Here is a 26,149-nt window from a genome sequence, read left to right as displayed (position 1 = left end):
CGGGCGTGCGCGCACCGTTCGTAGGGATGATCGCGGGAATGGCCCTGGCGTTCGCCGGATTCTTCGGCGGCTTCGGCGCGTTCCTGCTGGTGGCCGCGCTCGGCGGCCTCGGCTGGGCGGCGGGCCGCTGGGCCGAGGGCGGCGGCACGGTCCAGGACGTGCGGGACGCCTTCGAGCGGAGGAACCGATGACCGCCGCAGCGCAGCGGGGCACCACCACGGTCGCCGACCGGGTGGTGCGCCGGATCGCCGAGCGGGCGGCCGGCGAGGCGCTCGCGGACCGGCCCGCCGCACGGCCCGCGAAGGGCGCGGCGTCGGTGCGCGGCGGCCGGGCGCGGGTGGCGCTCGCCGTGACGCTGCCCTATCCGGCCCCCCTGGCCGAGACGGTCCGCGAGGTGCAGCGGCACGTGGCCGGGCGGACCAGTGAGCTGACCGGGCTCGACCTGCCCGCGCCGCGGATCACGGTCACCGCGCTGGAGCCGGCCGCGGTCCGGGTCCCGGCGTCCGCCCCGTCCACGGCCCCGGCCGAGGGCCGGGCGCCGCGCCGCGTGTGGTCGGCGCGCGGGGTGCCGGTCGCCCTGCAGGCCGCCGTGGCCACCGCGGCCTGCGGCGCGCTCGCGGTGGATCTGGTCCTGGTGCACGTCGGGCACCGTCCGGCCGCCGCCTGGCGGGTCGCGGCCGTGCGCTGGGCGGCGGGGCACGGGCCGGGCGACCCGTCGGTGGTCGCGCTGGGCGCCCTGACGGCGCTGCTCGGTCTGTGGGCGGTCGTGCTCGCCGTCACTCCCGGGCTGCGCGGGCGGTCCACGGTGTGCGCGCCCGCGCCGCGGGTCGTCGCGTCGGTCGACCGCCCGGCCGTCGAGGCCCTGGTCCGGGACGCGGTGGGCGCGGTGCCCGGCATCGGCGCGGTACGTGTCCGGGCGCGCCGCCGGGTCTCCGTGCGGGTCACGCTGTCGTACGGCGACCGCGCCCGGACCCGGGCCGACGTCGTGGCCGCGGCGGAGGAGGCACTGGCGTCCTGCGCCCCGCGCCGGCGCCGCGCGGTCCGCGCCCGCGTCACCCTGTCCGCCGCCTGGCGCCCCCCGGAGCCCTCACCCCTGCCGGGACCCGCCCCGGCTGCCGCCGCCGACGCCGTCCTGGAAGGAGGCCTGTGATGAGGCAGGCCCGTGCCGTCGTCAACCGGTGCGTCCTCGCCGGATCGGGGGTGGCGCTCCTGGCGGCGGGCGCATGGCTCACGGTCACCGGGACCGGCGCCGGGCGGCGGCTGCCGTCGTGGTGGCCCTCGCCCGGGGCCGTCCACCGGGGTGTGCTCGACGTGGCCCGGCAGCGCGGCGAGGGCTGGTGGACTCCCGTGACGGTGGGCGCGGCGGTCGTGCTCACCGTGCTCCTCGGCCACTGGTTGCGCACCCGGATCCGCGGCGGGCCGTCCCGGCCGCTGTCGCCGGGCGCCCCGGAGTGCACCGTGCGTCCCCAGGCGCTGGCCGAGGCCCTCGCCCAGCGCGCGGCCACGGTTCCCGGGGTCGCCCGCAGCCGGGCCCGGGTGCTGCCCGGGGCCCGGCTCCGGCTGGAGGTGCGGCTACGGGTCTGGCTGCGGCCCGGCGTCTCCCCTCGGGCCGTGCTGCCCGCCCTGTGCGCGGTGACCGCCGAGGCCGGCGAGTCGGCCGCCCCGTACACCGCGCACACCCGGCTCCGGCTCAGCGCCGTGTCGCACCGCGTACCTCGGGTCCGCTGACCGGCGGCCGCGGCGGGCGGGGGAAGAAGCCGCTGGTGCGGGCTCGGTACTCGGCGAAGCCGGGCCGGTCGGCCATGTGGCGTTCCAGCAGCCGTTTCCCGCTGCCCCCGATGAGCAGGAAGCTCATCAGGAGCGGCGAGAGCGCGGAGACGGCGGCCGCCTGCGGGGAGTCGCAGGCGAGCAGGAACAGGCCCCACCAGACGCAGAAGTCCCCGAAGTAGTTGGGGTGCCGGGTCCAGGACCACAGGCCCCGGTCCATGATCCGTCCCCGGTTGGCGGGGTCGGCCTTGAAGCGGGCGAGCTGGGCGTCGCCGACCGCCTCGAAGCCGATCCCCAGGGCCCACAGCGCGACGCCGGCCCAGGCGAGCGGGGACGGCCGGCCGGGCACGTACTGCGCGGCCTGGACGGGCAGCGAGATCAGCCAGACGAGGGCGCCCTGGAGCAGGTAGACCTTGCGCAGGGCGTAGGCGTCGCGGCTGCCGGGGGCCTTGGCGAGCATCGCCTCGTAGCGCGGGTCCTCGCCGTGGCCCCGGCCGCGGCGGGCGATGTGGACGGCCAGCCGCAGCCCCCACACCACGGTCAGCGCCGTGACCAGCACCCGCCGCACGAGGTCGCCGTGCCCGGCGGAGGCCGCGAGGGTCACGGCGGCGACGGCGGCGAAGCCGACGCCCCAGGCCACGTCCACGATCCGGTGCAGGCCCACGCGGACCGCGACGGCGAAGGTGACGAGCATGACGGCGAGGGCCGCGACGGCGCCCCAGCCCAGGTTGACGGCGAACGCGCCCCACGGGAATCCGTTCACCGCTCGTCCAGCCCCTCGTACCACCGGTGCGGGGTGAGCGGCATGGCGCTGTCACCGCCGGGGCCGGGCCGCACGCTCAGGATCTGGTCGACGCCCATGCGTCCCTCCTCGAAGGCGAGCGCACCGCCGACCAGGTACAGCCGCCACACGCGTGCGGTCTCCTCGCCGGTGAGGCGGACGAACGACGCCCAGCGGTCCTCCAGGGTTCGGTGCCAGGCGCGGATCGTCCGGGAGTAGTGCTCGCGCAGCGACTCGGTGTGCCGCACCTCCAGGTGCGCCCTCTCCAGGAGGGCCACGGTCTCGCCGAGCGGGCGCATGTGCATGTCGGGCGCGATGTAGGCCTCGATGAAGGGACCGCCGCCGGGGTTGCCGGTGCCGCGTGACATCTGCTGGACGAGGACCCGTCCGCGCGGGCGGACCAGCCGGTGCAGGGCGGCGGCGAACGCCGGGTACTCGGCGTCGCCGACGTGCTCGCCCATCTCGACGGAGGAGACGGCGTCGTAGTCGCCGCCGTCGATGTCCCGGTAGTCCTGGCACACCACCGTCACCCGCTCGGCCAGGCCGCGCTCGGCGACCCGCTCGCGGACGTACGCGGCCTGTTCCGCGGCCAGCGTGACGGCGGTGACCACGGCCCCGTGGTGTTCGGCAGCGTGCAGGGTGAGCGAGCCCCAGCCGCAGCCGATGTCCAGCAGCCGGGAGCCGGGACGCAGGGCGAGCTTGCGGCAGATCAGTTCCAGTTTCGCCCGCTGCGCGTCGGCGGGTCCGTACCCGGGGTCCTCGCTCGTCCAGTAGCCGCAGGAGTAGGCCATGGTCTCGTCGAGGAGCAGGCCGTAGAAGTCGTTGGACAGGTCGTAGTGGTGGCTGATCGCGGCCCGGTCGCGGGACCGGCTGTGCAGGCGGCCGCGGAGCCGGGCCTGCGCGGCGGGTGCGGCGGGGCGCGGGCCGAGCACGCCGAGGCGGGCGGCGGTGGCGAGGGCACGGGTCCGGTCGGCGGGGCCGAGCCGCGGCGGGCGCAGTCCCCGTTCGCGCTGGGCGGCCCATACGGTCCGCAGGCCCTGCGCGAGGTCGCCCTCGATGTCGAGTTCCCCGGTGACGTACGCCTGCGCCAGGCCGAGTTCGCCGGGCTGCCACAGCAGGCGGCGCAGGGCGCGCCGGGACCGCAGGACCACCACGGGGGCGTCGGCCGGGCCGCTCTCGCTGCCGTCCCAGGCGCGCAGCCGCACCGGCAGCGGGCCGCCGAGGAAGTCCTCGGCGAGAGCGGTGAGCCGGTGGGCGGCGCCCGGGGCCTCGACGGGTGCGGTGCTGGTCATGGGGCAGGGTTCTCCTTGGTGAAGAGGTACTGCTGCACATCGAGGTAGCCGGCGCGGAACCCGGCCTCGGAGTAGGCGAGGTAGAAGGTCCACAGGCGGCGGAAGGTCTCGTCGAAGCCGAGCGCGGCGACGTCGTCGGCGCGTTCGGTGAAGCGCTCCCGCCACAGGCGCAGGGTCTCGGCGTAGTGGGCGCCGAACGCGTCGCGGCGGGTCAGGCGCAGCCCGGTGTGGTCGCGGACGGTCTCCTCGACGGCCTGTGTGGAGGGGATGAGGCCGCCGGGGAAGACGTACTTGTGGATCCAGGTGAAGGTGTCCTGGGAGGCGAGCATCCGCTCGTGCGGCATGGTGATGGCCTGGATCGCCGCCCGGCCGCCGGGGGCGAGCCGGTCGTCCAGGGTGCGGAAGTACACCGGCCAGAACTCGGCGCCGACCGCCTCGATCATCTCCACGCTGACCACGACGTCGTACGTCCCGCGTGCCTCGCGGTAGTCGCGCAGCTGGATGTCGACCCGGTCGCCGAGGCCCGCCGCGCCCACCCGCTCCAGGGCCAGGGCGCGCTGCTCCCGGGAGAGGGTGAGCGAGGTGACGCGGGCGCCGCGGGCGGCGGCCCGCAGGGCCAGTTCGCCCCAGCCGGTGCCGATCTCCAGCAGCCGGGTGCCCGCGCCGACGCCGGCCAGGTCGAGCAGTCGGTCGATCTTGCGGTGCTGGGCGGCGGCGAGCCGGTCCCAGGCGGCCGGGAAGCCCCGGAAGACGGCCGACGAGTAGGTCAGCGTGTCGTCGAGGAAGAGGGCGAAGAGGTCGTTGGAGAGGTCGTAGTGGCGGCTGATGTTCGCGCGGGAGCCGTCGGGGGTGTTGCGCTCGTCGTGCGGGTGGCGCAGCGCCCACAGGCGGCGCAGCCGCTGCAGCGGGGCCGGGACCAGGTCGGCGGCGTGCGCGGCGAGCACCGTGAGGACGGCGACCGGGTCGGGGGCGTCCCACTCGCCGGCCATGTACGACTCGCCGAACCCGACCAGGCCGCCGGTGCCGACACGGGCGTGGAAGGCGTCCGGGTCCCGCACCACCAGCAACGGGCCGCCGCGCCCGACGGGCTCGGCGCCTTCGAACTCCGCCCGCAGCGGCAGCCCGCTCAGCGCCCGGCGGACCACGGTCCGGGCTATGGCGGTGCGGGCCCGGGAGGAGGCGGGCACCCGGGCGACGTCGGGCCAGCGGGTGGCGTCGGCGGGGGCCGGGCGGCCGCCGGGAGCGGAGGGGGCGGGATCGCCGGGGGCCGGGCGGGCGGCGGGTACGGCGGCGGTGGTGGGGGCGGGGTCTGCTGCCCTCATGTGGTCTTCTCCGGGGTGCGGTGGTGGTCGGGCCGGGGCTGGACGGGCAGCCCACGCAGGTAGAGGCGGATGCCGTGGAATCTGATGGCGGCCGAGACGGCGAGCGTGGACCAGGGCCTGCGCAGTGCCAGCCGCAGCAGGGCCGCCGGGGTCGCCGCCCGCCGGGTTCCCCGCACCGTCGCGGTGAAGGCACGGCCGCCCTCGCGGTCCAGGTGCACGGTCAGGTCGAGCCGCTGTCCCGGCGGCGGCAGCCGCATCCGGTAGCCGCCGTCGACCGGGAAGAACGGCGAGACGTAGAACCGTTTGTCGGCGCGGGCGGTGCCGGTCCCGTCCGGGCGCAGCAGGTAGCCGTGCCGGCCGCCGTAGGTGTTGTGCACCTCGGCGACCACGCAGCGCAGTTCACCGTCGGGGCCGTGGCACCAGTACAGGGTGAGGGGGTTGAAGACGTGGCCGAAGACCCGGGCGTGGCCGAGCATGACCACGCGTCCGCCGTCCAGGGACACGCCGTGCCCGGCGAGGAAGTCCTCCAGTGCGGCCCGGATCGTGGGCCGGTCGCCGGTGAAGTGGTCGCGGGCGTCGAACCGGGCGAGCGGCCGCAGCGGGCGCGGGAGCGTGGGCGGCCGGTCCGGGTCGATGAGCCACAGGTAGGTGCGGTGCCGCAGCACGTACCGCCGGGGTGCGGTGCGCACGTGGGCGACCGTGCACGGGTAGAGGGCCGGAACGTCGGTCACCAGCGCGTCCCCAGGGCCGCGGCGGCCTCGGCGCCGGAACGGCAGCCGTCCTCGTGGAATCCCCAGCCGTGGTAGGCGCCCGCGAACGCGCAGACGGGACTGTTCAGTTCGGGCAGCCGGCGCTGTGCGGCCAGCGACTCGGGCGTGTAGAGGGGGTGTTCGTAGACCATGCGGGCCAGTACCCGGCCGGGGTCGACGCGGTCCTCGCCGCCCAGGGTGACCACGAACGTCTCGGTGGCGTCGAGGCGTTGCAGCCGGTTCATGTCGTAGCTGACCCGGACCCGGTCGGCGCCCGCCGCGCAGGACGGCATCAGGTAGTTCCAGGAGGCGCGGGCGCCCGCGGCCCGCGGCAGCAGGCGGGTGTCGGTGTGCAGGAGCGTGGCGTTGCGCGTGTAGGGCAGCGCGCCGAGCACCGCGCGTTCGGTGTCGGTGGGGTCGGCGAGCAGCCGCAGGGCCTGGTCGGGATGGACGGCGATCACCACGGCGTCGTAGGACCGGCTCGTCCCGTCCGCGGCCGTCACCTCGGCGCCCCGGTCATGGCGGCGTACGGCCCGTACGGGCGTGCCGGTGAGGACCTCGGGGAGTTGCTTCGCGATCCGGTCGACGTACTCGCGCGAGCCGCCGCGCACCGTGCGCCACACCGGCGAACCGGTCACCGAGAGCATGCCGTGGTGGGCCAGGAACCGGAACAGGTAGGCGGCCGGGTAGCGCTGGGCGGTCGCGGCGTCGCAGGACCACACGGCCGACACCACCGGGGTCACGAAGTGGGCGCGGAAGTAGCCGGAGAAGCCCTCCCGGTCCAGGAACGCGCCGAGCGTGAGCGTGTCCTCGCCGCCCGCCGCGAGCAGCCGCCGGGCCGCGCGGTGGAAGGCGGGCACCTCGGCCAGCAGCCGCAGGTACCGGCCGCGCAGCAGGTTGCGGGGCTGGGCGAAGAGTCCGGCGGCGCCGCGGGCGCCCGCGTACTCGAGGCCGCACCCCTCGCACCGCACCGACATGCTCATCTCCGACTCCTGCGTGGGGACGCCGAGTTCGTCGAAGAGCCGCAGCAGGTGCGGGTAGGTGCGCCGGTTGTGCACGATGAACCCGGAGTCCACCCGGTGCACCCGCCCGTCGTGGGGCGAGATCAGCTCGTGCGTGTGCGCGTGGCCGCCGAGCCGGTCGTCGGCCTCGTACAGCGTGACGTGGTGGGTCCGGCCGAGGATGTGCGCGGCGGTCAGCCCCGCGACTCCGGATCCCACCACGGCCGTCCGCGGCGTCCGCTCCATCGTTGTCTCTCCCGCGCTCGCCGATCAGCTTCCACGCGTAATCCGGAGCAGGTCGGACGATGGATTGGCCGCGATCTCGGGCGGGTGTGCGGGCGGTCGCGGGCAGCGGCGGCAGCTCCTCCCCGCCGCGCCCCGCACGGCGGGGAAACAGCAGGTCGGAGGCTATTCGCCCGGATCGCGGACGCCCCCGGCCGCGGCCGGCCGGCGGCGGCCCGCTATCTCATCGCGTCCCGGCACAGCAGCCGCAGCGAGCCGTGGCCGCCGTAGCAGCGCCGGGCCTCCTCGACGGGGTCCCAGAGCCGGCCGTCGGGGGTGCGGACCCAGTGGTCGCCGCCGGAGGACCACCACTGGGCGCCGGTGTGCCGGACGACCACCTCGCCGGCGTAGCACCCGAGGCCGCGCAGCATCTCGCGTACCGCCTCGTACGGCGCGCCCTCCCGGCGTATCTCCTCGATCACCCGGTCGACCCGCCACAGGCTCTGCGCGGAGTAGTCGAGCCGGACCCGTGCGCCCTCGCGCATCATGGCCACCGCGTCCGCCGCCCAGCGGGCCGGTTTCGTGGCGGCGTGCGGCCTGGTCTGCTGCTGTGCTGTCACGTGGTGAACTGTCACACAGGGAAAAGCGAGGTCGGCAAGGGTTTCGTCACTCTGTTCCGGGGTGTTGCGACAACCGGCGCAGGACCCCCGCAAGTCCGCCGCGGCATCCTCGCGGAGTGCTCACAGGAACCCGTTGCGACCGCCCGGTTCAGCCGCGCCCGCGGGCCCGGCGGGACACCACCGCGCGCAGTACGCGGCGGCCCTCGGTCGAGACGTCCAGCGCGTGGCGCAGCCCGGCCGCGCCGTGACCGGCGACCAGTTCCAGGACGGTGACCTGCCGGCGCAGTTCGGCGGCCACCAGCGGGGACATGTCCTCGGCGCCGCCCTCGCGGCGGCTGTCGACCACCGCGGCCGGTGCCGGGTCCTCGGCGGGGTCCAGGAGCCGGTGGATGTGCAGCGAGGCGACGGAGCAGGCGTCGGCCCACCGCCGCATCTCGTCGGGGGCGCGGTCCGCGGGGGCGCCGTCGAGCATCCGGCGGGCGAGCAGTTCGGCCTCGGCCTCGCCGGTGTCGAGGGCGTCCCGGGCCTGCTCCAGGCCCGCGCCCCATCCGGAGCCGTCGGCCAGGCTCGTCCACAGCGGCCGCAGCACCAGGTCGTCACCGCCGAGCAGCGGCACGCACCGATCCAAACAAGCCAGTCCGCTGGCGGCCAGTCCGCGCTCATCGGCCTGAGCGATCAGCTCAACCAGGCTCATCCCACGCCTCCCACAACGGTATGTACCAAGGCGCCGACCTGTACGGAGCCCGCACTTCCCCTTACAGCGTGCGAGCGCCCGGGAGTGTCACAGCGGTTCCGGAACCGGCGGACCGGGCGGGCCGGAGAAAGGGTTTTCGGCCAACCGCGGCGGCCTCGCCGGTCAGCGCGCGGCCGGGACGACGACCCCGGTCGCCCTCTCGTGCTGCACCCGGGTCAGCCGCAGCACGACGAGGATCGCGAGGACGGCGGCGACGATGTCGACGACGTCCCGGATCAGCATCTCGCCGGTCGCCGCGCGCACCAGGGCCGCGTCCTCGGCGGCGTCGTAGGCGGTCTGCGCCAGGCGGCCGACGAGCAGGGTGGCCAGCCACGCCGTCCACCACACGTTGACCAGGAGGTGCGGCGGAGGGGTCCCGCGCGGGCCGCCGGCGCGCCAGATGTCGAGGGTGATCCGGCGCGGGAACCAGAGGCTCACCACCGGCACGAACCACCCGCCGACCGCCCAGCCGGGCGCCCTGCTCTGCGCGGCCGGGTCGAAGATCTCGGCGTTGGCGCGCACCCGGTTGAACCAGCACAGGTACACGACCACGCAGGCGACCATCGTGACGGAACGGCCTTCGGCAGCGAGAGCGACCAGCCGGCCTGCGCTGTCGGCACGCCGGAACACCTCGGCGCCGGCCTCGCCGTTCACCAGGTCGCCCACGGCGTCGTACTGCCGGAGGTCCGCCCAGAGGGCGAACAGGTCGGCGGCGACGACCGCGCCGAGCAGCACCGCGGCGGCCCAGCCGAGGCCCACGGGCGAGCGGGGCCGCGCTCCCGGCGCGCCGCCGGTCACCGGCTCGCGGACGGGTTCGGGCGGGGCGGCCCGGCACCGGTCGCACAGGGTGGCGCCGGGCGCGGCGGCGAAGTGGCGGCAGCGGGCGCAGTTCACGGCGGTCCCCCGGGGCAGTCCACGCGGCTCTCCCCTGGTCCGCGCGCGGAAGCGGAACATACGGCCCGGCACCGCCGTACGTCCACCTCCCGGGCACCTTCCGGCGGATGTCAGCCCAGCCGGCCGGCCAGGGCCGTGAAGTCCGTCCAGGACAGGGCCGGGGCGCCGGGGTCCCAGAGCTTCTGGATCACGGCCCGCAGCGGCATCCGGATGCCGGCGGCGACCTGGTCCTGGGTCTGGGAGCCGGCGAGGTCGCACCAGACGGCGAAGGAGCCGCCGAGGATCTGCGGGTCGTAGCGGGCGGCCACGGCGGTGGTGCCGCGCAGCACGCGCGGGGTCCACTGCTGGTAGATCCGCTGCCCGGTCGGATAGACGAAGGTGTTGGGTTCTCCGAGCACGTAGTAGAGGTACTCGTCGTTGTAGTTGAGGACGTCCCGGCCGGCGCTCAGGTACTCGGCCGGCTGCCGGGCGCCGATCTCCTTGCCGGTCCAGTAGGCGACCTGGAGGTCCTTGGCGGGCCGCACGGAGGTGTTCCGGAAGAAGCCGTCGTTCCAGACCCGCAGGGTGCGGTCGTGGGCGCGGACGGTGTCGGCCCGGTCGTTGAGCCAGTTGGTGGTCAGGTCGGCGACGGTGCCCGAGGAGCCGTAGGCCTCGCGGGCGGCGTCCGCCAGCTGCGGGTAGGAGGCCTGCGGGTCGGCGGCGGTGAGCGCCTGGTACTCGTCGCCGCCGAGGTTCCAGGAGGAGCCGGGGAACAGGTCGGCGTACTCGTCGAGGAGGTCGTCGACGATCTTCGCCGAGGCGTCCAGGGAGATGTCGACGGCGCCCCTGGTGGCCACGCCCCGGGCGTCGCGGAGCTGGAGTTCGGGGTGGGCGGCGAGGACGGCGCCGAGGTGGCCGGGCGAGTCGATCTCGGGCACCACCTGGATGTGCCGGCCGGCGGCGAGGTCGACGATCTGCTTGACCTGGGCCTTGGTCAGATGGTCGCGGGAGACGATCTCGGGGTGGGTGGTGGACTCGATCCGGAACCCCTGGTCGTCGGAGAAGTGCAGCCCGAGCTGGTTGAACTTCAGGTCGCCGAGTTCCTTTATCCGGTTCTCGATCCAGTCGGCCGTGAAGGGCTTGCGGGCGATGTCCAGCATGAAGCCGCGCACCGGCTTGGCCGGCTGGTCCTTCACCACGCCCTCGGGGGCGGCGCCGGCGCCCCGCACCTCCTGCTTGAGCGTCCGGGTGCCGTAGAAGACCCCCGCGTCACCGGGCCCGCTGATCCGCACCGCCCCGCCGCGCACGGTCATCGTGTACGACTCCGGGTCGCCCGTGCCGCCGAGGTCGAGCCGCACGTCACCGGGTCTGACGTCCTCGTTCGCCGCCTTCCGGCCCGCGTACGACAGTCCCAGCTCGCCCGCCGTCAGCCGTCCCTCGTCCGCCAGCGCCGCGTCGCTCACCACGACCCGTTCGCCCCGCGCGGGCCGCCAGCCGGGGCCGCGGGCGGCGGTGTGGGAGCGCACGGCGGGGATGGTGCGCGGGGCCTTGGACAGCGGATAGCTGCGGGTCGGGGTGGCGGCCGCCGACGAGGAGTCCGCCGCGCCGGCGGAGGAGGGCCGGACGCCCGAACCGGCCGTGTCGCCGCCGTCGCCGCCCGAGGTGGCGGCCCACACGCCGATGCCGGTGCCGAGGGCGACGGCCACCACGAAGGCCGTCGCGATCACCGCGCGCTTCCGTGCCGCCTGGCGCGCCGAAGGCCTGCGCTTGTGCTGGCTCACCGCTCCAACCTATTGCCCTTCCACCGCTCAGCCGTCATCCAACTGCTCGGAAACTCTCTCGTTCGGGTGAAATTGAGGCAACCAACCGACACACCATGAACGTCCTCGATAACGTCTACGACACATCTCTCACAGCATCCCCTGCCACACCACATGTGACGCGAGGACCTACGCTGGCCGCCCACCGTCTGCCGCACCTCCCCACTCCGCTGGACGCGTTCAACGCCGCCCCGGACGCGGAGGTCGGCGCCCTGCTCCTGCACTGCCTGCGCAGCCCGCGGTGGTCCCGGCGGCTCGCCGACCACCGCCCCTACCCGGACGTGGAGTCCCTGCTGGCCGCGGCCGACGAGGCGGCCTACGACCTGTCCCGGCCGGACCTCACCGACGCCCTGGCCGGCGAGTCGCTGCCCGAGCTGCCCGAGGACACCTACTCGGCGGCCCACACGGCCCTGACCGCGGCCCATGCCGCCTACGAGGCCAAGTTCGGACACGTGTTCGTCATCCACCTGGGCGACACCCCGTCGGACGAGCGCCTGGACCGTGTGCTGGAAGGCATCTACTCACGCCTGAAGAACGATCCGGAGGACGAGCGGGTGACGTCCGCGGAGCAACTCAGGCGTCTCGCCCAGGGCCGCCTGGCGGACCTGCTCAGGGGCGCCGGGCCGCATCCGGCGGCGGCTCCGCCGCGCGGAGCGACCAGTCCGAACGCGCCGGCGTCCGGCACATGACCGAACAAGCCGCCCCGGACGCCGCCCGGCTAACCCATAAGCGTGCCACTTTGATCACACCGGTAGGCCCGGCGTAAGCCCGGCGGCGGCGCATCGCTACGATGCTGGGGGCCGGTGGACCGTACCCGGCCGGGCCCGACCGACACCAAGCCGGCGCGGCCCCAATCCCCGCTCCCGGAGGGACTTCCGTGCCGGCTGGAACGCTGTACCGCGGCCGGGAAGGAATGTGGTCCTGGGTGGCTCACCGAGTCACCGGCGTCCTCATTTTCTTCTTCCTGTTCGTTCACGTCCTGGACACCGCTCTCGTCCGTGTCTCGCCCGAGGACTACGACAAGGTCGTAGCCACGTACAAGACGCCGATCGTCGCGCTGCTGGAGTACGGCCTCGTCGCCGCCATCCTCTTCCACGCGCTCAACGGCCTGCGCGTCATCGCCGTCGACTTCTGGTCGAAGGGCCCGCGCTACCAGAAGCAGATGCTCTGGACGGCCGTGGGTGTCTGGGTCGTCCTGATGGCCGGGGCCCTTTACCCCGTTCTCGGCCACGCCGCTCGTGTCCTGTTCGGGAGCTGACGCAGATGTCGACCACTGAATCCACCGCAGCCGGCGTCGGCCCCGTCGAGGGCGCTCCCCTCTTCAACGTCGACAACCCGGCTCCCCTCATCGAGGCCCCGCGCAGGCGCACCGCGAAGACCCCGCGTTCCACCCGGGGCAACTTCGAGATGGCCGCGTGGCTGTTCATGCGGCTGTCCGGCGTCGTGCTGGTCGTCCTGGTCCTCGGCCACCTGCTGATCCAGCTCGTGCTCGACGGCGGCGTGTCGAAGATCGGCTTCGCCTTCGTGGCCGGCCGCTGGGCGAGCCCGTTCTGGCAGGTCTGGGACCTGCTGATGCTCTGGCTCGCGATGCTGCACGGCGCCAACGGTCTGCGCACGGTCATCAACGACTACGCGGAGCGCGCGAACACCCGGCTGTGGCTGAAGGGCCTGCTCTACACCGCCACGGTGTTCACCATCCTGCTGGGCACGCTGGTGATCTTCACCTTCGACCCGAACATCCGCTAGGCACGGGGCTGCGAGAATCATGAAGATCCACAAGTACGACACCGTCATCGTCGGCGCCGGTGGCGCGGGCATGCGCGCGGCCATCGAGTCCACCAAGCGCAGCCGCACCGCGGTCCTGACCAAGCTCTACCCCACCCGCTCCCACACGGGCGCCGCGCAGGGCGGCATGGCCGCCGCGCTGGCCAACGTGGAGGAGGACAACTGGGAGTGGCACACCTTCGACACGGTCAAGGGCGGTGACTACCTGGTCGACCAGGACGCCGCCGAGATCCTGGCGAAGGAGGCCATCGACGCCGTCCTCGACCTGGAGAAGATGGGCCTGCCGTTCAACCGGACGCCCGACGGCACCATCGACCAGCGCCGGTTCGGCGGTCACTCCCGCAACCACGGCGAGGCACCGGTCCGCCGGTCCTGCTACGCGGCCGACCGCACCGGCCACATGATCCTCCAGACGCTGTACCAGAACTGCGTCAAGGAGGGCGTGGAGTTCTTCAACGAGTTCTACGTCCTGGACCAGCTGATCACCGAGGTCGACGGCGTCAAGAAGTCGTCCGGCGTGGTCGCCTACGAGCTGGCCACCGGTGAGATCCACATCTTCCAGGCGAAGGCGGTCATCTACGCCTCCGGCGGCACCGGCAAGTTCTTCCGGGTGACGTCCAACGCCCACACGCTGACCGGTGACGGCCAGGCGGCGGTCTACCGGCGCGGCCTGCCGCTGGAGGACATGGAGTTCTTCCAGTTCCACCCGACCGGCATCTGGCGCATGGGCATCCTGCTGACGGAGGGCGCCCGCGGTGAGGGCGGCATCCTCCGCAACAAGGACGGCGAGCGCTTCATGGAGAAGTACGCGCCGGTCATGAAGGACCTCGCGTCCCGTGACGTCGTCTCGCGCTCCATCTACACGGAGATCCGGGAGGGCCGCGGCTGCGGTCCCGAGGGCGACCACGTCTACCTCGACCTCACCCACCTCCCGCCGGAGCAGCTGGACGCCAAGCTCCCGGACATCACCGAGTTCGCGCGCACCTATCTCGGTATCGAGCCGTACACGGACCCGATCCCGATCCAGCCCACCGCGCACTACGCCATGGGCGGCATCCCGACGAACGTCGAGGGTGAGGTCCTGATCGACAACACCACGGTCGTCCCGGGCCTGTACGCGGCCGGCGAGGTCGCCTGCGTGTCGGTGCACGGCGCCAACCGCCTGGGCACCAACAGCCTCCTGGACATCAACGTGTTCGGCCGCCGGGCGGGCATCGCGGCCGCCGACTACAGCCACACCGTGGACTACACGGACCTGCCGGAGGACCCGGCCGGTTTCGTCGTCTCGCAGATCGAGCGGCTGCGCACCTCCACGGGCAACGAGCGGGTCGCCACGCTCCGCCGGGAGCTGCAGGACACGATGGACGCCAACGTCATGGTGTTCCGTACCGAGCAGACGATCAAGACGGCCGTGGAGAAGATCGCGGAACTGCGCGAGCGCTACCGCAACGTCTCGATCCAGGACAAGGGCAAGCGGTTCAACACCGACCTGCTGGAGGCCATCGAGCTGGGCAACCTGCTGGACCTGGCCGAGGTCATGGCGGTCTCCGCGCTGGCCCGCAAGGAGTCGCGCGGCGGCCACTACCGCGAGGACTACCCCAACCGCGACGACGTCAACTTCATGCGCCACACGATGGCGTACCGCGAGGTGGGCGACGACGGCACGGAGTCCATCCGTCTCGATTACAAGCCGGTCGTCCAGACCCGCTACCAGCCGATGGAGCGTAAGTACTGATGGCAACCCCCGTTCTGGACAAGGCGGACGAGGCCGGCCGGCCCGAGCCCGGCTTCGCCGACTCCCCCTACATCACGGTCACCTTCCGGATCCGCCGCTTCAACCCCGAGGTCTCCGCGGACGCCGTCTGGGAGGACTTCCAGCTGGAGATCGACCCCAAGGAGCGCGTCCTCGACGGTCTCCACAAGATCAAGTGGGACGTCGACGGCACGCTGACCTTCCGCCGTTCCTGCGCGCACGGCATCTGCGGCTCGGACGCGATGCGGATCAACGGCAAGAACCGCCTGGCGTGCAAGACGCTGATCAAGGACATCAACCCCGAGAAGCCGATCACGGTCGAGCCCATCAAGGGCCTGACGGTCCTCAAGGACCTGGTCGTCGACATGGAGCCGTTCTTCCAGGCGTACCGGGACGTGATGCCGTTCCTCATCACGAAGGACACCAACGAGCCGACGCGCGAGCGTCTGCAGACCGCCGAGGACCGCGAGCGCTTCGACGACACCACGAAGTGCATCCTGTGCGCCGCGTGCACCTCGTCCTGCCCGGTCTTCTGGAACGACGGCCAGTACTTCGGCCCGGCCGCGATCGTCAACGCGCACCGCTTCATCTTCGACTCGCGTGACGAGGCCGGTGAGCAGCGCCTGGAGATCCTCAACGACCGCGACGGCGTGTGGCGCTGCCGCACGACCTTCAACTGCACGGACGCCTGCCCGCGCGGTATCGAGGTCACCAAGGCGATCCAGGAGGTGAAGCGAGCGCTCATCACGCGCCGCTTCTGACCTGCGCCGCCCGGCCGCGGGCCCCGTCTCCCTCATCCGGGGAGGCGGGGCCCGCGGCGTTCGCGGCCGGGCACCGCCGCCGCGGGCCTCATCCGGCGGCGGGCCTGCGCCACTCGCGGGCACCGGCCGCGCGCATCAGGGCCAGCGCCGGATCCGGCGGGCCCGACACCAGCGGGTGGACGAGTTCGACGTACCGGATCTGGCCGGTCAGGGATCTGCGCAGCTGGCGGAGGCTGCGCGCGCCGAAGGAGACGGCGCTGCGGTGGTCCACGACGCCCGCGGTGAGGGCCAGTTCCTCGACGCCGACCTTGCACTCGGTCGAGGCGGTCTCCCGGCAGGCGTGGATCCCGACGTCGCCCTGCCACAGGCCGAGGACCACCTTGTAGGTCACCCCGCACCCGCTGTAGGTCGCCACGGCGAGATGCCGGTCCGGCTCGTCGGTGCCCGGCCCGTCCAGTCCGAGCCGCTCCGCGACGTCGGCGAAGGCCGTCCGTACCTCGCCGAAGAAGGCCTCTGTCCCCGGAGTCATGTCCGCCCCCTGTGCATGCGCCGTGCCGAGCGCCCAGAGTAGCGACGCGGCGGGCGCCGTCTCGGCCCATTGAGTGACCCCGCGGTCAGCCCGCCGGGCAAGCGACATCTCCGCACCTAATCTGATCGCATGTCAGATGACGAGTCGTACGAACTGCTCGGGTTCGACCATGTTCTGCTCCCCGTCGGGGATCTCGCGGACGCCGTCGCCTTCTACGAACGGGCCGGGTTCACGGTCGGGTTCCGGTTCGACGAGGCCGGCATCGCCCTGCTGAAGGTCGGCGGCGAGACGCCCGGCATCCTGCTGCGGGCCGAGGCGGGGCTCGGCCGGCGCACCCCGGTGTGGGCCGCGCCGCGGCTGTGGCTGGAGGTGCCGGACGCCCGGGTGGCGGCGCGGCGGCTGACGGAGGCCGGGATCGCCGTGCTCGACGCGCCGTTCTCCGTCGCCACCGGATGGACCGTCGAGATCGCCGACCCGTGGGGCAACGTCGTCGGTTTCACCGACTACGGCAAGCGGCCGGAGCTGGCCCGGCGGACGTGAACGCGGTCACCCCGCAGACGAGTTGAACACGTTCAAAAGTAGGTCTACAGTCATCCCTGTCAGCGTTTTGAACGCGTTCAAGAAGGGGTGGGGCATGGACCGCACGGTCATCACCTACGTGATCTACCTGCTCGTCAGCATCGGACTGACCATCTGGGTGGCCCGCACGCTCAGCCGCAACGGACGGATCTTCCTCTCCGACGTGCTGCACGGCAACGAACAGCTCGCCGACGCCGTCAACCACCTCCTGGTGGTCGGCTTCTACCTCGTCAACCTCGGCTTCGTCGCGCTGTACCTGCACACCAGCGACACCGTCCAGGACACCCGGGGCGTCTTCGAGGCCCTGTCGACCAAGCTCGGCGTCGTCCTGCTGGTGCTCGGCGTGATGCACCTCGGGAACGTGTACGTCCTCAACCGGATACGGCGCCGCGGGGTCATGGAGAAGGAGCAGCTGCCGCCCGTCCCGCCGCAGGGCTGGACCGCACCGGCGGCCGGGGCGTGAGCACCGTGCGGGTCACCGGCGACCGGGACGCCGCGCGCGTCCCGGTCCGCGGGCTCACCGTCCTCTACGACGCCGAGTGCTCGCTCTGCGCCCACCTGCGGGACTGGCTCGTCCGGCAGCCGCAGCTGGTGCCGCTCACCCTGATCCCGGCGGCCTCGGCCGAGGCCCGTGCCCGCTTCCCCGGCCTCGACCACTCCGCCACCCTGGACGAGGTCACCGTCGTCGGCGACTCGGGCCAGGTCTACCGGGAGACGGCCGCCTGGATCGTGGTCCTGTGGGCGCTGCGGGAGCACCGGCCGCTGGCCCACCGGCTGAGCACCCCGGCCGGCGCCCGGCTGGCCCGGGGCGCGGTGCTCGCCGCCGCCCGCTGGCGGGGCGCCCAGTGGGGCGGGCGGGTCTACCGGCGGGGCGACGGCTGGGCGTACGACCCGGGGCTCGGCTGGACCTACAACCCCCCGGGCTGTGCGGGCGACGCCTGCGCCACTGGTTAGGCTCTGTCCGTGTCCGCGAAGAACGACGGTCCCGTCGAGGCCGGTACGCCGAGCAAGTCCGAACAGACCCGCGCGCTGATCCTGGAGACGGCGATGCGGCTGTTCCGGGAGCGCGGCTACGAGAAGACCACGATGCGGGCCATCGCGGCCGAGGCCGGGGTCTCCGTCGGCAACGCGTACTACTACTTCGCCGGCAAGGAGCACCTGATCCAGGGCTTCTACGACCAGCTCGCCGCCGAGCACCGGGTGGCGGTCCGCGAGGTCCTGGACCGGGAGACCGACCTGGAGGCGCGGCTCGCGGGCGTTCTCAAGGTGTGGCTGGACATCGCCCTGCCGTACCACGAGTTCGCGGTCCACTTCTTCAAGAACGCCGCCGACCCGGACAGCCCGCTCAGCCCGTTCTCGCCGGAGAGCGAGCACGCGCGCGCCGAGGCGATCAGCGTGCACCGGGAGGTGCTGGCCGGCGCGAAAACCAAGGTCGCGCCCGAACTCCGGGACGTCCTGCCCGAGCTGATGTGGCTCTCGCAGATGGGCCTGGTCCTGTACTGGATCTTCGACAGGACCGAGGGCCGGGAGCGCAGCTACCGGCTCGCCGAACGCGGGGCCCGGCTGACCGCGCGAGGCGTCTCCCTCGCGCGGTTCCGGGTGCTTCGGCCGCTCGTGCTGGAGGTGCACGAGCTGTTCACCGACTTCCTGCCGGGCATGACCCGGGTCCTGCCGGATCCGGCGGCGCAGGGGCGCCGCGCTACGTGACGGCGTCCACCTCGTCCCCGGTCAGCTCCACGTCGTACACCAGCGGCCCCTCCGCCACCGTCAGGTGCCGGGCCCTGGAGCCGTACGACGGTGACGTCACCGCCAGCAGGTAGGCGCCCGGCGCGGGGACGGACACGATGTAGGAGCCGTCCGCCAGGGACGTGACACGGTCCAGCCGGCGGCCGCCCTTGGACATCAGGGTCACCGAGGCGCCCTCGACCGGGTCGCCGTCCGCCGTGCGGACGAACCCGTGGACGGCCGTGGCCGGACCGGACGGAGCGTCCGGCGCGGCGGCCGCGGGCTCCTCCTGCGGCTCCACGGCGAGGTGCGGGAGGCGCCGCTCCAGCCAGCCCGGCAGCCACCAGTTCGACGTGCCGAGCAGGTGCATCGCCGCCGGTACCAGCGCGGTACGGAGGACGAACGCGTCGAGTGCCACCGCCGCCGCCAGGCCCACGCCCGCCATCGCCGCGCCCGAGTCGCCGCTCAGCACGAAGGCCAGGAAGACGCAGACCATGATCAGGGCCGCGCTGTTGATGACCCGGCTGGTCTCGGCGAGGCCCACCCGGACCGCCCGCGCGTTGTCCCTGGTGTGCACCCACTCCTCGTGCATCCGGCTCACCAGGAACACCTGGTAGTCCATCGAGAGGCCGAAGAGCAGGGACAGCATGATGACGGGGAGGAAGGCGTTGATCGGGCCCTCCTTGCCGAGGCCCAGCAGGTCCAGGCCCCAGCCCCACTGGAACACCGCGACCAGCACGCCGAAGGAGGCCGCCGCCGCGATCAGGTTCATCAGCGCGGCGGTCAGCGGGACCACCAGGGAGCGGAAGGCGACCATCAGGAGCAGGAAGCCGAGGCCGATGATCGTGGCGACGAACAGCGGCAGCCGGTCGCCGGTGACCGCGGCGAAGTCCTTGGAGACCGCCGTCACGCCGCCCACGTGGGCGTCCGCGCCCGCCTTCGGGATGACCCGGTCCCGGAGGGTGTCGATGAGGTCGTCGGTCTCCTTGGACTGCGGCGAGGTGGTCGGCACGACCTGGATCACCGTCACGCCCCGCGCGGGCGGCAGCGCGGCGGCCCGGGCCACTCCGGCGGTCGCCCGGATGTCCTCGACGAGCCCGGCCGTGTCACCGCCCGAACTGACCACCTGGAGCGGTCCGTTGAAGCCGGGGCCGAAGCCCTCGGCGAGCAGGTCGTAGGCCTTCCTGGTGGTCGTGGACGCGTCGTCGTTGCCCTGGTCGGTGGCGCCCAGGCGCAGCGAGAACACCGGCACGGCGAGGACCGCCATGACGACCAGGGCGAGGGCGGCGATGCGCCTCGGGCGCTTCTGAACGTTCGCCGACCAGCGGGCCGCGAGGCCGCTCGCCCGCTCCGGCGCCGGGCCCTCGGCGGCCAGCCGGCGGCGCTGGCGGCGGCTGAGGACGCGCGGGCCGAGGAAGCCCAGCAGGGCGGGGAGCAGCGTGGTGGCGGCCAGGACGCTGAGCACCACCGTCAGGGAGGTGCCGATGACCACGCCGTCCAGGAAGCGGAGCCGGGTGACCAGCATGCCGGCCAGCGCGATGCAGACCGTGCCGCCCGCGAACAGCACCGCCCGGCCCGAGGTGTTGAGAGCGGTGACCGCCGACTCCTCGGGGTCCATGCCGCGCAGGATGCCCCGGCGGTGCCGGGTGACGATGAACAGGGCGTAGTCGATGCCGACGCCGAGGCCGATCAGGGACGCGAGCAGCGGGGCGATGTCGGGGATGTTCGTGGTGTGGCTGAGGAGCTGGGTGGAGAACAGCCCCATGCCCACGCCGAAGACGGCGATCGCGATCGGGAGGGTCATCGCGAAGAACGAGCCGAACGCCAGGAAGAGCACGACCGCGGCGGCGACGATGCCGACCGTCTCGGACAGGCCCTGCGGCGGCTCCTGCACGCGCTGGATCGCCTGGCCGCCCAACTCGACCTCAAGTCCCCCGCGTTCGGCGCCCTGGGCGGTGTCGAGCACCTTCTGGACGACGTCCTTCGGGATCTCGTTCGCGCGCTGGACGAAGGTGAGCTGGGCGTAGGCGATCGTGCCGTCCCGGCTGATCTGCGCCCCGCCCCGGGGACCGTCGTAGGGGCCGGCGACCGCGCCGACACCCGGCACCTTCGCGATGGCGTCGAGGGCCGGCTGGACGCGGTCGCGGACCGCCTGGTCCCGGACCGAGCCCCGGGTGACCTTCCAGACCACGGTGTCCGTGTCGCCCGAGGTGTTCGGGAAGGCCTTCTGCATCAGGTCGTAGGCGGTCTTGGAGTCCGTGTCCGGGAGGGAGAAGACGTTCGCGTAGTCCGTCCCCGCCGACGAGGCCGAGAAGCCCATGCCGAACAGCGCCCCCACCCACACCAACAGGACCACCAGCCGGTGCCGATAGCACCACCGCGCCAATGCCGTCACGCTCAACAGCTCCTTGAATCAAATGAGTTCGGTCGGTCGGTCCCCCAGGTCCTGGGCACCAGGATTGGCGGCGGAAGCGGCGCGGGGACACCGGGCGCGCATGACTCTCAAGGAACTCCAAAGCTGTGCGCCCCCCGCCGTCGGCGCCCGCGCGGATACTGGGGGCATGACGGCTCCAGGCAGCACCGTGCTGGTCGTGGAGGACGAGCCGAGCATCGCGGACGTCCTCGCCATCGCCCTGCGCTACCACCGGTTCGAGGTGATGACGGCCGGCACCGTCCGGGACGCCCTCACGCTGGCCGAACGCACCCGCCCCGACGCGGCCCTGCTGGACGTGATGCTGCCGGACGGCGACGGCCGGGCCCTGGCCCGTGAACTGCGCGCCCGGCAGCCGGACCTGGCGCTGGTCTTCCTGACCGCCCGGGACGCGCCGGCGGAGATAGTCGGCGCGCTCGGCTACGGCGACGACTACATCACCAAACCGTTCAACATCGACGAGGTCGTCGCCCGGATCGGGGCGGTGCTGCGCCGCACCCGTCCGGCCGACGTCATCCAGCAGCGCCCGCCGCTGCGCTACGGCGACCTGGAACTGGACGAGACGACGTACTCGGTGCACCGGGCGGGCCGTTCGGTGGAGCTGACCCCGACCGAGTACGCGCTGCTGCGCTTCCTGGTGCGCAACGGCGGCCGGATCGTCCCGAAGGACCAACTCCTGCGGCACGTCTGGCAGTACGAGCACGCGCCGTCCGAATCGACCGTCGTGGAGACCTACATCAGCTACCTGCGGCGCAAACTGGACGCTCTGGGCGCGCCGGTGATCACCACCCGGCGGGGCGTCGGATACGGCCTGGCATGAAGGTCGCGAAGCGCCGCCGCCACCGGCACGGCATGCACTCGCTGCGCGGCAAGCTGACCCTCGCCAACGTCGGCCTGCTCGCCGTCGGCATCGTGGCGGCGACCACGGTCAGCATCATGGGCATGCGGCTGTACCTCCTCGACCAGGTCGACTCCTCCCTGCTCAAGATGCGTACCTCGCTGGGCGGTTCGGGTCTCACCCTGCGCCAGGTCGACTCGCTCGGCACGCTCGGCGTGATCCGTGACCGGGTGGTGCCGTCGGAGTCCGACCCGGCACCGGGCTCGATCTTCGCCGTCGTCGACGGCGGGAGCCGTCCCGTGGAGATCTTCGGCATCGCGCCGACCGAGGCCCAGCGCGGGCTGGCGGCGGCCGTGCACGACCCGCGCGCCCTCGCCGCGGGCGCCGACCCGGGCGACGTCACCGTGCACGGCGCGATGTACCGGGTGACGGCGACCCGGCTCGCCGACGGCCCCTACATCCTGCTGGCCACCTCGACCGAGCTGCTGCACGAGGGCATAGCCAAGGCGCTCCGGCTCGACTTCGCGGTCGGCGCGCTGCTGCTGGCGCTGCTGGCCTGCCTGACCATGTTCAGCTCGCGGCGCTGCCTGCTGCCGCTGGAGGGCATGGTGGAGACGTCGTCGGCGATCGCCGAGGGCGACCTGACCCGGCGGGTGCCCTCCAGCCGGCATCCGACGGAGGAGGTCGAGCAGCTGCGCCTCGCTCTCAACTCCATGCTGCACCAGGTGGAGACGGCCTACCGGACCCGTGAGCGCAGCGCGGCCCAGCTGCGCCGGTTCGTCGCCGACGCCTCGCACGAGCTGCGCACGCCGCTGGCCGCCATCCGCGGCTACCTCCAGCTCTACGACAAAGGGATGCTGCGCGAGCCCGGGGAGCGGCGGCGGGCCTGGGACCGGATGCACGGCGAGGTGGACCGGATGGGACGGCTCGTCGACGAACTGCTGCTGCTGGCGCGGCTCGACCAGCGGCCCGAGATCCGGTTCCGGAACGTCGACGTGAGCCGGCTGGTCCGGGACGCGGCGGAGGACCTGCGGGCCCAGCAGCCGGCGCGGCGGGTCGCCGTGAGCGCCGAGGGGGCGGTCCTGGTCCGGGCCGACGAGTCGGGTCTGCGGCAGGTGCTGGGGAACCTGGTCGCCAACGTCCGTACCCACACGCCGGTGGACGCGGCGGTGCGGCTGGGGGTGGAGCGGTCGGACGGGGTGGTGCGGGTGTGTGTCGCCGACGAGGGGCCGGGGCTCGCGGAGGAGGACGCGGCGCGGATCTTCGACCGGTTCTTCCGGGTGGGCAGCGCGGAGGGCAGCGGGCTCGGGATGGCGATCGTGCAGGGCGTGGTGGACGCGCACGGCGGCGAGGTGTGGGTGCGGACGGCGCCCGGTCAGGGCCTGGCCGTCACCGTGTCCCTGCGGTCGGTCTGAACGCGGGGGGCTTCCCGCCCGGACGCGCCGCACCCCACGCCCGCCTCCGGATCGGGGCGGTGCGCGGGGTGCGGGTCCCTCAGGTCTCCGTCAGATCCAGTCCAGACTCCACAGCCGGAACAGGCCGGTGCTGTCGGTGAGGTACTGGGTGCCGCCGATGTCCTCGACGCTGACGACGTAGTCCGTGCGCTGCCACAGCGGGATCAGCGGGACGTCGGTGGCCACGTCCGTCTGGATGGTGCGGAAGTCCGCGTCGACGCGGCCCCGGTCGGCGTACCGCCGGCTGTCATTGATCAGGCTGTCGACGGCGTGGTTGCTGTATCCGGTGCTCATCGTGGAGTCGCTGCCGACCAGGGAGGCGCCGAAGGTGTCCGGGTCGGGGTAGTCGGCGACCCAGCCGACCGCCCAGGCGTCCATCTTGCCGGTGGCCCAGGACTTCTGGAAGTCGGTCCACTCGTATCCCTTGACGTCGACCTTGAACAGGCCGCCGGCCTCCAGCTGCTTCTTCAGCGCGGCGGCCTCCTCGGCTCCGGCACCGTGGCCGATGCCGTAGCCGAAGGTGAACTCGACCGGGGTGCTGACGCCCGCCTGCTCCAGCAGCGCCTTCGCCTTGGCGACGCTCTGGGAGGGGTAGGAGTCGAAGAAGGACGTGGTGTGGCCCGTGAGACCGGTCGGGATCAGCGAGTACAGCGGCTCCACCGTCCCGTCGTACACGGAGGCGGCCAGCTCCTCGCGGTTGACCAGCCAGGCCAGCGCGCGGCGGACCAGGACGTCGTGCAGGGCGGAGTTCTTGCGGGTGTTGAAGTACAGGTTGCGGGTCTCGGCGCTGTCGGACTCCGAGACGCGCTGGTCGGGGTCGCTCGGCGAGAGCTTGGAGACCATGTCCGGCGGCAGCGTCCGGGTGGCGACGTCGATCTGCTTCGCCTTGTACGCACTGCTGAGCCTGGCCGAGTCCTTGTAGTAGTCGAGCGTGACGGGCCGGCCGGTGCTGTCGAGAGCGCCCTTGTAGGAGCCGTTGGGGCGCAGGTCGGCCCGCTTGCCCGGGATGTACGAGGTCAGGCGGTACGGACCGGTGCCGGCCACCGAGGTGCCGGTGCGCAGGCTGTCCGCCGGGTAGTCGTCCTTGTCCACGATCGAACCGGCGCCGGTCGCCACCTTGAACGGGAACGTCGCGTCCGGGGACGCCAGGTGGAAGGTCACGGTGTCGCCGGAGGCGGTGACCGAGGACAGCGTCGAGAACAGCGACGACGGCCCCACGTCGGAGTTGATCTTCTTGACGCGGTCGAAGGAGAACTTCACGTCCTCGGCGGTCATCGCCCGGCCGCTCGGGAAGGTGATCCCGTCCCGCAGGACGCACCGGTACGTCCGCAGCCCGGTGTCCGTGAAGTCGCACTTCTGCGCCGCGTCCGGGACCGGCTGGACGCCGCCGGGCTCGAAGGTCAGCAACGACTGGAACACGTTGTTGAACAGTGCCCAGGATCCGGCGTCGTAGGCGCCGGCCGGGTCGAGCGAGGTGACGGCGTCGGTCGTACCGACGATGATCGTCTTGTTCTTGTCGCCCTGCGACGGCAGCAGCTGCCAGCCGCCGATCCCCACGATCGCCAGGACGAGAAGCGTCACGAGAATCCGCATGCGAACAGATCGCACGGTGGTGCCCTCCCCAGGACCCGCACGGGCCCGTTCCAGGCCCTGCCCAGGCCCTCCACAAGTGCCACTCCCCTAAGTGACGCGGCTCACCTAACCACAGGTGTTTCGTGTGGGGGAAGAGTGATCCGCCCAGATGGGAAAGAACTTACCGAGCGCCTGTTTCTCCCGTATTTCACAGCTCCCGCACAGGAACCCTGCGTTCACGCCCGCTTCGACGCCAGTTCGATGACGGTGATGTCGGAGGGCGCGCCGACGCGGGTGGGCGGGCCCCAGGCGCCGGCGCCCCGGGAGACGTACAGCTGGGTGTCGCCGTAGCGGTCGAGACCGGCGACGGTCGGGTTGGCGGCGGCCGCGATCAGGTCGCCGGGCCAGAGCTGGCCGCCGTGGGTGTGGCCGGAGAGCTGCAGGTCGACGTGGTGGCGGACGGCCTCGTGGATCTGGACGGGCTGGTGGGCGAGGAGCACGCAGGCGCGGGCCGGGTCGCGGTCGCCGAGCGCCCGGTCGAAGTCCGGGCCCCGGCCCGAGCTCTCGCCGGCGATGTCGTTGACCCCGGCGAGGTCGAAGCCGGCCAGTTCGGTCCGGGCGTTCTGCAGCGGACGCAGGCCGAGCCGGCGCACCTCCTCCACCCACTGGTCGGCACCGGAGAAGTACTCGTGGTTGCCGGTGACGAAGTAGGCGCCGTGCCGTGCCGACAGCCCGGCGAGCGGGGCCGCGGCGGGGCCGAGGTCCTTGACGCTGCCGTCGACGAGGTCGCCGACGACCGCGATCAGGTCGGGCTGTGTGGCGTTGATCGTGTCGACGACCCGCTGGGCGAAGCCGCGGCCGAGGACCGGGCCGAGGTGGATGTCGCTCACCACGGCGATGCGGTAACCGTCGGCGGAGCGGGGGAGCTTGGCGAGGGGGACGGTGACGCGTCTCACCGCGGGGCCGCGCAGCACGCCGTAGGTGCCCAGGCCGACGGTGGCGACCGCGGCGGTGGCGGCCGCGCCGCCGACGAACCGCGAGACGACGAGACGGCGGGACGGGTTTGTATTGCTTGGGGCGGTTTCGGTAGGTTGCGACGGTTGTTCGTCGCGGGGATCCGCGGCGCGGTCCTCCCCGTCCTCGGCGGGGCGCTCGGGAGCGGGACGCTCCGCACCGGGGTGCTCGGGAGCGGGGTGCTCGGGAGCGGGGTGCTCGGGAGAGAGGCGTTGCCAGAGGCGGGTGACCAGGGGCCGGATGACCTCGCCGGCCACCACCGCCAGCAGCAGGTACAGCGACAGGGCCATCCACAGGAAGCCCGGCCAGGCCAGGGTCCGCTGGAGGGCGAACGGGGCGTGGCCGACCTCGGCGGACAGCGCCGCGACCATCAGGACCGGGCCGACGACGAAGACGGCCGTACCGGTCCGCCGTGCCGCCCCCGGGCCCGACGTCGTGTCCCGCACCAGGCGGCGCCACAGGTACCCGTACAGCGCCGCCACCACGGCCAGGGCGAGGAGCGCGAAGACGATGATCACCCCGGGGTGC

At 73.1% G+C, this 26,149-nt stretch carries 27 protein-coding genes; 14 read left to right on the top strand and 13 right to left on the bottom strand.

The annotated features are described in order from the left end of the window. Positions 1-5: 5 nt before the first annotated feature. Genes ACIRQ9_RS04970 through ACIRQ9_RS04960 form a run of 3 tightly spaced genes read left to right on the top strand, consistent with a single transcriptional unit; the run spans position 6 to position 1,728 of the window. A complete protein-coding gene (locus ACIRQ9_RS04970) occupies positions 6-191 on the top strand; it encodes a hypothetical protein (RefSeq protein ID WP_404167552.1) in 186 nt (61 codons plus the stop codon). Then, positions 188-1,150 carry a DUF6286 domain-containing protein gene (locus tag ACIRQ9_RS04965; protein WP_404167201.1) on the top strand — a complete coding sequence of 321 codons (963 nt, stop codon included), beginning with the start codon at positions 188-190 and terminating at the stop codon, positions 1,148-1,150. The genes ACIRQ9_RS04970 and ACIRQ9_RS04965 overlap by 4 nt, the downstream gene beginning before the upstream one ends. Next, positions 1,150-1,728, top strand: coding sequence for a hypothetical protein (locus ACIRQ9_RS04960; protein ID WP_404167199.1), 579 nt, complete (start codon positions 1,150-1,152; stop codon positions 1,726-1,728). Before ACIRQ9_RS04965 ends, ACIRQ9_RS04960 begins: the two co-directional genes overlap by 1 nt. On the opposite strand, the gene ACIRQ9_RS04955 is transcribed toward ACIRQ9_RS04960, so the two are convergent. The 9 genes from ACIRQ9_RS04955 to ACIRQ9_RS04915 form a co-directional block, all read right to left on the bottom strand. Further along, the gene (locus tag ACIRQ9_RS04955; protein ID WP_404167197.1) at positions 1,691-2,530 is read right to left on the bottom strand and encodes a DUF1295 domain-containing protein; all 840 of its coding nucleotides are present in this window, start codon (positions 2,528-2,530) and stop codon (positions 1,691-1,693) included. The genes ACIRQ9_RS04960 and ACIRQ9_RS04955 overlap by 38 nt on opposite strands. After that, entirely contained in the window at positions 2,527-3,840 is a 1,314-nt protein-coding gene (locus tag ACIRQ9_RS04950; protein WP_404167195.1) for a class I SAM-dependent methyltransferase, read from the bottom strand. The genes ACIRQ9_RS04955 and ACIRQ9_RS04950 overlap by 4 nt, the downstream gene beginning before the upstream one ends. After that, a complete protein-coding gene (locus ACIRQ9_RS04945) occupies positions 3,837-5,162 on the bottom strand; it encodes a class I SAM-dependent methyltransferase (RefSeq protein WP_404167193.1) in 1,326 nt (441 codons plus the stop codon). The genes ACIRQ9_RS04950 and ACIRQ9_RS04945 overlap by 4 nt, the downstream gene beginning before the upstream one ends. Next, a complete protein-coding gene (locus ACIRQ9_RS04940) occupies positions 5,159-5,893 on the bottom strand; it encodes a DUF1365 domain-containing protein (RefSeq protein ID WP_404167191.1) in 735 nt (244 codons plus the stop codon). The genes ACIRQ9_RS04945 and ACIRQ9_RS04940 overlap by 4 nt, the downstream gene beginning before the upstream one ends. After that, positions 5,890-7,158 (bottom strand): NAD(P)/FAD-dependent oxidoreductase, encoded by a 1,269-nt coding sequence (locus tag ACIRQ9_RS04935; RefSeq protein WP_404167189.1) that lies wholly within the window; start codon positions 7,156-7,158, stop codon positions 5,890-5,892. The genes ACIRQ9_RS04940 and ACIRQ9_RS04935 overlap by 4 nt, the downstream gene beginning before the upstream one ends. Before the next feature lie 215 nt (positions 7,159-7,373). Beyond that, positions 7,374-7,754 (bottom strand): hypothetical protein, encoded by a 381-nt coding sequence (locus ACIRQ9_RS04930; protein ID WP_404167187.1) that lies wholly within the window; start codon positions 7,752-7,754, stop codon positions 7,374-7,376. A gap of 148 nt (positions 7,755-7,902) precedes the next feature. Continuing rightward, on the bottom strand, positions 7,903-8,448 hold the full coding sequence (locus ACIRQ9_RS04925; protein ID WP_404167185.1) for a hypothetical protein: 546 nt from the start codon (positions 8,446-8,448) through the stop codon (positions 7,903-7,905). A gap of 162 nt (positions 8,449-8,610) precedes the next feature. Then, entirely contained in the window at positions 8,611-9,381 is a 771-nt protein-coding gene (locus ACIRQ9_RS04920) for a DUF4328 domain-containing protein (RefSeq protein WP_404167183.1), read from the bottom strand. 110 nt (positions 9,382-9,491) lie between these two features. Beyond that, positions 9,492-11,141, bottom strand: coding sequence for a glycoside hydrolase family 20 protein (locus tag ACIRQ9_RS04915; protein ID WP_404167181.1), 1,650 nt, complete (start codon positions 11,139-11,141; stop codon positions 9,492-9,494). Between the two features lie 155 nt (positions 11,142-11,296). Here ACIRQ9_RS04915 and ACIRQ9_RS04910 point away from each other — a divergent pair, with 155 nt between their 5' ends. The 5 genes from ACIRQ9_RS04910 to ACIRQ9_RS04890 all read left to right on the top strand — a co-directional run bounded on the left by ACIRQ9_RS04910 (position 11,297) and on the right by ACIRQ9_RS04890 (position 15,479). After that, positions 11,297-11,869 carry a 2-oxo-4-hydroxy-4-carboxy-5-ureidoimidazoline decarboxylase gene (locus ACIRQ9_RS04910; protein WP_404167179.1) on the top strand — a complete coding sequence of 191 codons (573 nt, stop codon included), beginning with the start codon at positions 11,297-11,299 and terminating at the stop codon, positions 11,867-11,869. A 188-nt stretch (positions 11,870-12,057) separates the two neighbouring features. Beyond that, the gene (gene sdhC / locus ACIRQ9_RS04905) at positions 12,058-12,438 is read left to right on the top strand and encodes a succinate dehydrogenase, cytochrome b556 subunit (protein ID WP_404167177.1); all 381 of its coding nucleotides are present in this window, start codon (positions 12,058-12,060) and stop codon (positions 12,436-12,438) included. A gap of 5 nt (positions 12,439-12,443) precedes the next feature. Then, complete coding sequence (locus ACIRQ9_RS04900) at positions 12,444-12,926, top strand: succinate dehydrogenase hydrophobic membrane anchor subunit (RefSeq protein WP_351318448.1); 483 nt, start codon at positions 12,444-12,446, stop codon at positions 12,924-12,926. Positions 12,927-12,945: 19 nt separating this feature from the next. Then, complete coding sequence (gene sdhA, locus ACIRQ9_RS04895; protein ID WP_351318446.1) at positions 12,946-14,700, top strand: succinate dehydrogenase flavoprotein subunit; 1,755 nt, start codon at positions 12,946-12,948, stop codon at positions 14,698-14,700. Continuing rightward, on the top strand, positions 14,700-15,479 hold the full coding sequence (locus ACIRQ9_RS04890) for a succinate dehydrogenase iron-sulfur subunit (RefSeq protein ID WP_404167174.1): 780 nt from the start codon (positions 14,700-14,702) through the stop codon (positions 15,477-15,479). Before sdhA ends, ACIRQ9_RS04890 begins: the two co-directional genes overlap by 1 nt. 88 nt (positions 15,480-15,567) lie before the next feature. Here the strand turns inward: ACIRQ9_RS04890 and ACIRQ9_RS04885 are convergent, their stop codons facing one another. Continuing rightward, positions 15,568-16,008, bottom strand: a complete 441-nt coding sequence (locus tag ACIRQ9_RS04885) for a hypothetical protein (protein ID WP_404167172.1) — start codon at positions 16,006-16,008, stop codon at positions 15,568-15,570. A 129-nt stretch (positions 16,009-16,137) separates the two neighbouring features. Here ACIRQ9_RS04885 and ACIRQ9_RS04880 point away from each other — a divergent pair, with 129 nt between their 5' ends. The 4 genes from ACIRQ9_RS04880 (at position 16,138) to ACIRQ9_RS04865 (ending at position 18,294) form a co-directional block, all read left to right on the top strand. Beyond that, on the top strand, positions 16,138-16,548 hold the full coding sequence (locus tag ACIRQ9_RS04880) for a VOC family protein (RefSeq protein ID WP_404167170.1): 411 nt from the start codon (positions 16,138-16,140) through the stop codon (positions 16,546-16,548). Positions 16,549-16,642: 94 nt separating this feature from the next. Continuing rightward, complete coding sequence (locus ACIRQ9_RS04875) at positions 16,643-17,050, top strand: hypothetical protein (RefSeq protein WP_404167168.1); 408 nt, start codon at positions 16,643-16,645, stop codon at positions 17,048-17,050. Further along, on the top strand, positions 17,047-17,541 hold the full coding sequence (locus ACIRQ9_RS04870; protein WP_404167166.1) for a thiol-disulfide oxidoreductase DCC family protein: 495 nt from the start codon (positions 17,047-17,049) through the stop codon (positions 17,539-17,541). Before ACIRQ9_RS04875 ends, ACIRQ9_RS04870 begins: the two co-directional genes overlap by 4 nt. Before the next feature lie 9 nt (positions 17,542-17,550). After that, a complete protein-coding gene (locus tag ACIRQ9_RS04865) occupies positions 17,551-18,294 on the top strand; it encodes a TetR family transcriptional regulator (protein WP_404167164.1) in 744 nt (247 codons plus the stop codon). Here ACIRQ9_RS04865 and ACIRQ9_RS04860 read toward each other — a convergent pair. After that, complete coding sequence (locus ACIRQ9_RS04860; protein WP_404167528.1) at positions 18,287-20,698, bottom strand: MMPL family transporter; 2,412 nt, start codon at positions 20,696-20,698, stop codon at positions 18,287-18,289. The genes ACIRQ9_RS04865 and ACIRQ9_RS04860 overlap by 8 nt on opposite strands. A 175-nt stretch (positions 20,699-20,873) precedes the next feature. Between ACIRQ9_RS04860 and ACIRQ9_RS04855 the strand changes: the two genes are divergently transcribed. Together ACIRQ9_RS04855 and ACIRQ9_RS04850 are read left to right on the top strand one after the other, a co-directional pair. Further along, the gene (locus ACIRQ9_RS04855; RefSeq protein ID WP_404167162.1) at positions 20,874-21,563 is read left to right on the top strand and encodes a response regulator transcription factor; all 690 of its coding nucleotides are present in this window, start codon (positions 20,874-20,876) and stop codon (positions 21,561-21,563) included. Continuing rightward, positions 21,560-22,996 carry a sensor histidine kinase gene (locus ACIRQ9_RS04850; RefSeq protein WP_404167160.1) on the top strand — a complete coding sequence of 479 codons (1,437 nt, stop codon included), beginning with the start codon at positions 21,560-21,562 and terminating at the stop codon, positions 22,994-22,996. Before ACIRQ9_RS04855 ends, ACIRQ9_RS04850 begins: the two co-directional genes overlap by 4 nt. A 90-nt stretch (positions 22,997-23,086) precedes the next feature. On the opposite strand, the gene ACIRQ9_RS04845 is transcribed toward ACIRQ9_RS04850, so the two are convergent. Both ACIRQ9_RS04845 and ACIRQ9_RS04840 read right to left on the bottom strand, forming a co-directional pair. Further along, a complete protein-coding gene (locus tag ACIRQ9_RS04845; RefSeq protein WP_404167158.1) occupies positions 23,087-24,628 on the bottom strand; it encodes an ABC transporter substrate-binding protein in 1,542 nt (513 codons plus the stop codon). A gap of 215 nt (positions 24,629-24,843) precedes the next feature. Beyond that, a complete protein-coding gene (locus ACIRQ9_RS04840; RefSeq protein ID WP_404167156.1) occupies positions 24,844-26,139 on the bottom strand; it encodes a metallophosphoesterase in 1,296 nt (431 codons plus the stop codon). Positions 26,140-26,149: the final 10 nt, after the last annotated feature.

It is taken from the genome of Streptomyces sp. NPDC101237, assembly GCF_044767465.1.
Taxonomy (GTDB): domain Bacteria; phylum Actinomycetota; class Actinomycetes; order Streptomycetales; family Streptomycetaceae; genus Streptomyces; species Streptomyces gramineus.
Note: the sequence above shows the minus strand (reverse complement) of the source record. Positions and strands in the feature narration are given on the sequence as shown.

Coding starts and splice junctions, on each gene's coding strand:
- ACIRQ9_RS04850 (WP_404167160.1), top strand. CDS start 21,560: ATGAAGGTCGCGAAGCGCCGCCGCCACCGGCACGGCATGCACTCGCTG.
- ACIRQ9_RS04950 (WP_404167195.1), bottom strand. CDS start 3,840: ATGACCAGCACCGCACCCGTCGAGGCCCCGGGCGCCGCCCACCGGCTC.
- ACIRQ9_RS04845 (WP_404167158.1), bottom strand. CDS start 24,628: ATGCGGATTCTCGTGACGCTTCTCGTCCTGGCGATCGTGGGGATCGGC.
- ACIRQ9_RS04885 (WP_404167172.1), bottom strand. CDS start 16,008: ATGACTCCGGGGACAGAGGCCTTCTTCGGCGAGGTACGGACGGCCTTC.
- ACIRQ9_RS04900 (WP_351318448.1), top strand. CDS start 12,444: ATGTCGACCACTGAATCCACCGCAGCCGGCGTCGGCCCCGTCGAGGGC.
- ACIRQ9_RS04880 (WP_404167170.1), top strand. CDS start 16,138: ATGTCAGATGACGAGTCGTACGAACTGCTCGGGTTCGACCATGTTCTG.
- ACIRQ9_RS04855 (WP_404167162.1), top strand. CDS start 20,874: ATGACGGCTCCAGGCAGCACCGTGCTGGTCGTGGAGGACGAGCCGAGC.
- ACIRQ9_RS04935 (WP_404167189.1), bottom strand. CDS start 7,158: ATGGAGCGGACGCCGCGGACGGCCGTGGTGGGATCCGGAGTCGCGGGG.
- ACIRQ9_RS04925 (WP_404167185.1), bottom strand. CDS start 8,448: ATGAGCCTGGTTGAGCTGATCGCTCAGGCCGATGAGCGCGGACTGGCC.
- ACIRQ9_RS04890 (WP_404167174.1), top strand. CDS start 14,700: ATGGCAACCCCCGTTCTGGACAAGGCGGACGAGGCCGGCCGGCCCGAG.
- sdhA (WP_351318446.1), top strand. CDS start 12,946: ATGAAGATCCACAAGTACGACACCGTCATCGTCGGCGCCGGTGGCGCG.
- ACIRQ9_RS04965 (WP_404167201.1), top strand. CDS start 188: ATGACCGCCGCAGCGCAGCGGGGCACCACCACGGTCGCCGACCGGGTG.
- ACIRQ9_RS04960 (WP_404167199.1), top strand. CDS start 1,150: ATGAGGCAGGCCCGTGCCGTCGTCAACCGGTGCGTCCTCGCCGGATCG.
- ACIRQ9_RS04875 (WP_404167168.1), top strand. CDS start 16,643: ATGGACCGCACGGTCATCACCTACGTGATCTACCTGCTCGTCAGCATC.
- ACIRQ9_RS04945 (WP_404167193.1), bottom strand. CDS start 5,162: ATGAGGGCAGCAGACCCCGCCCCCACCACCGCCGCCGTACCCGCCGCC.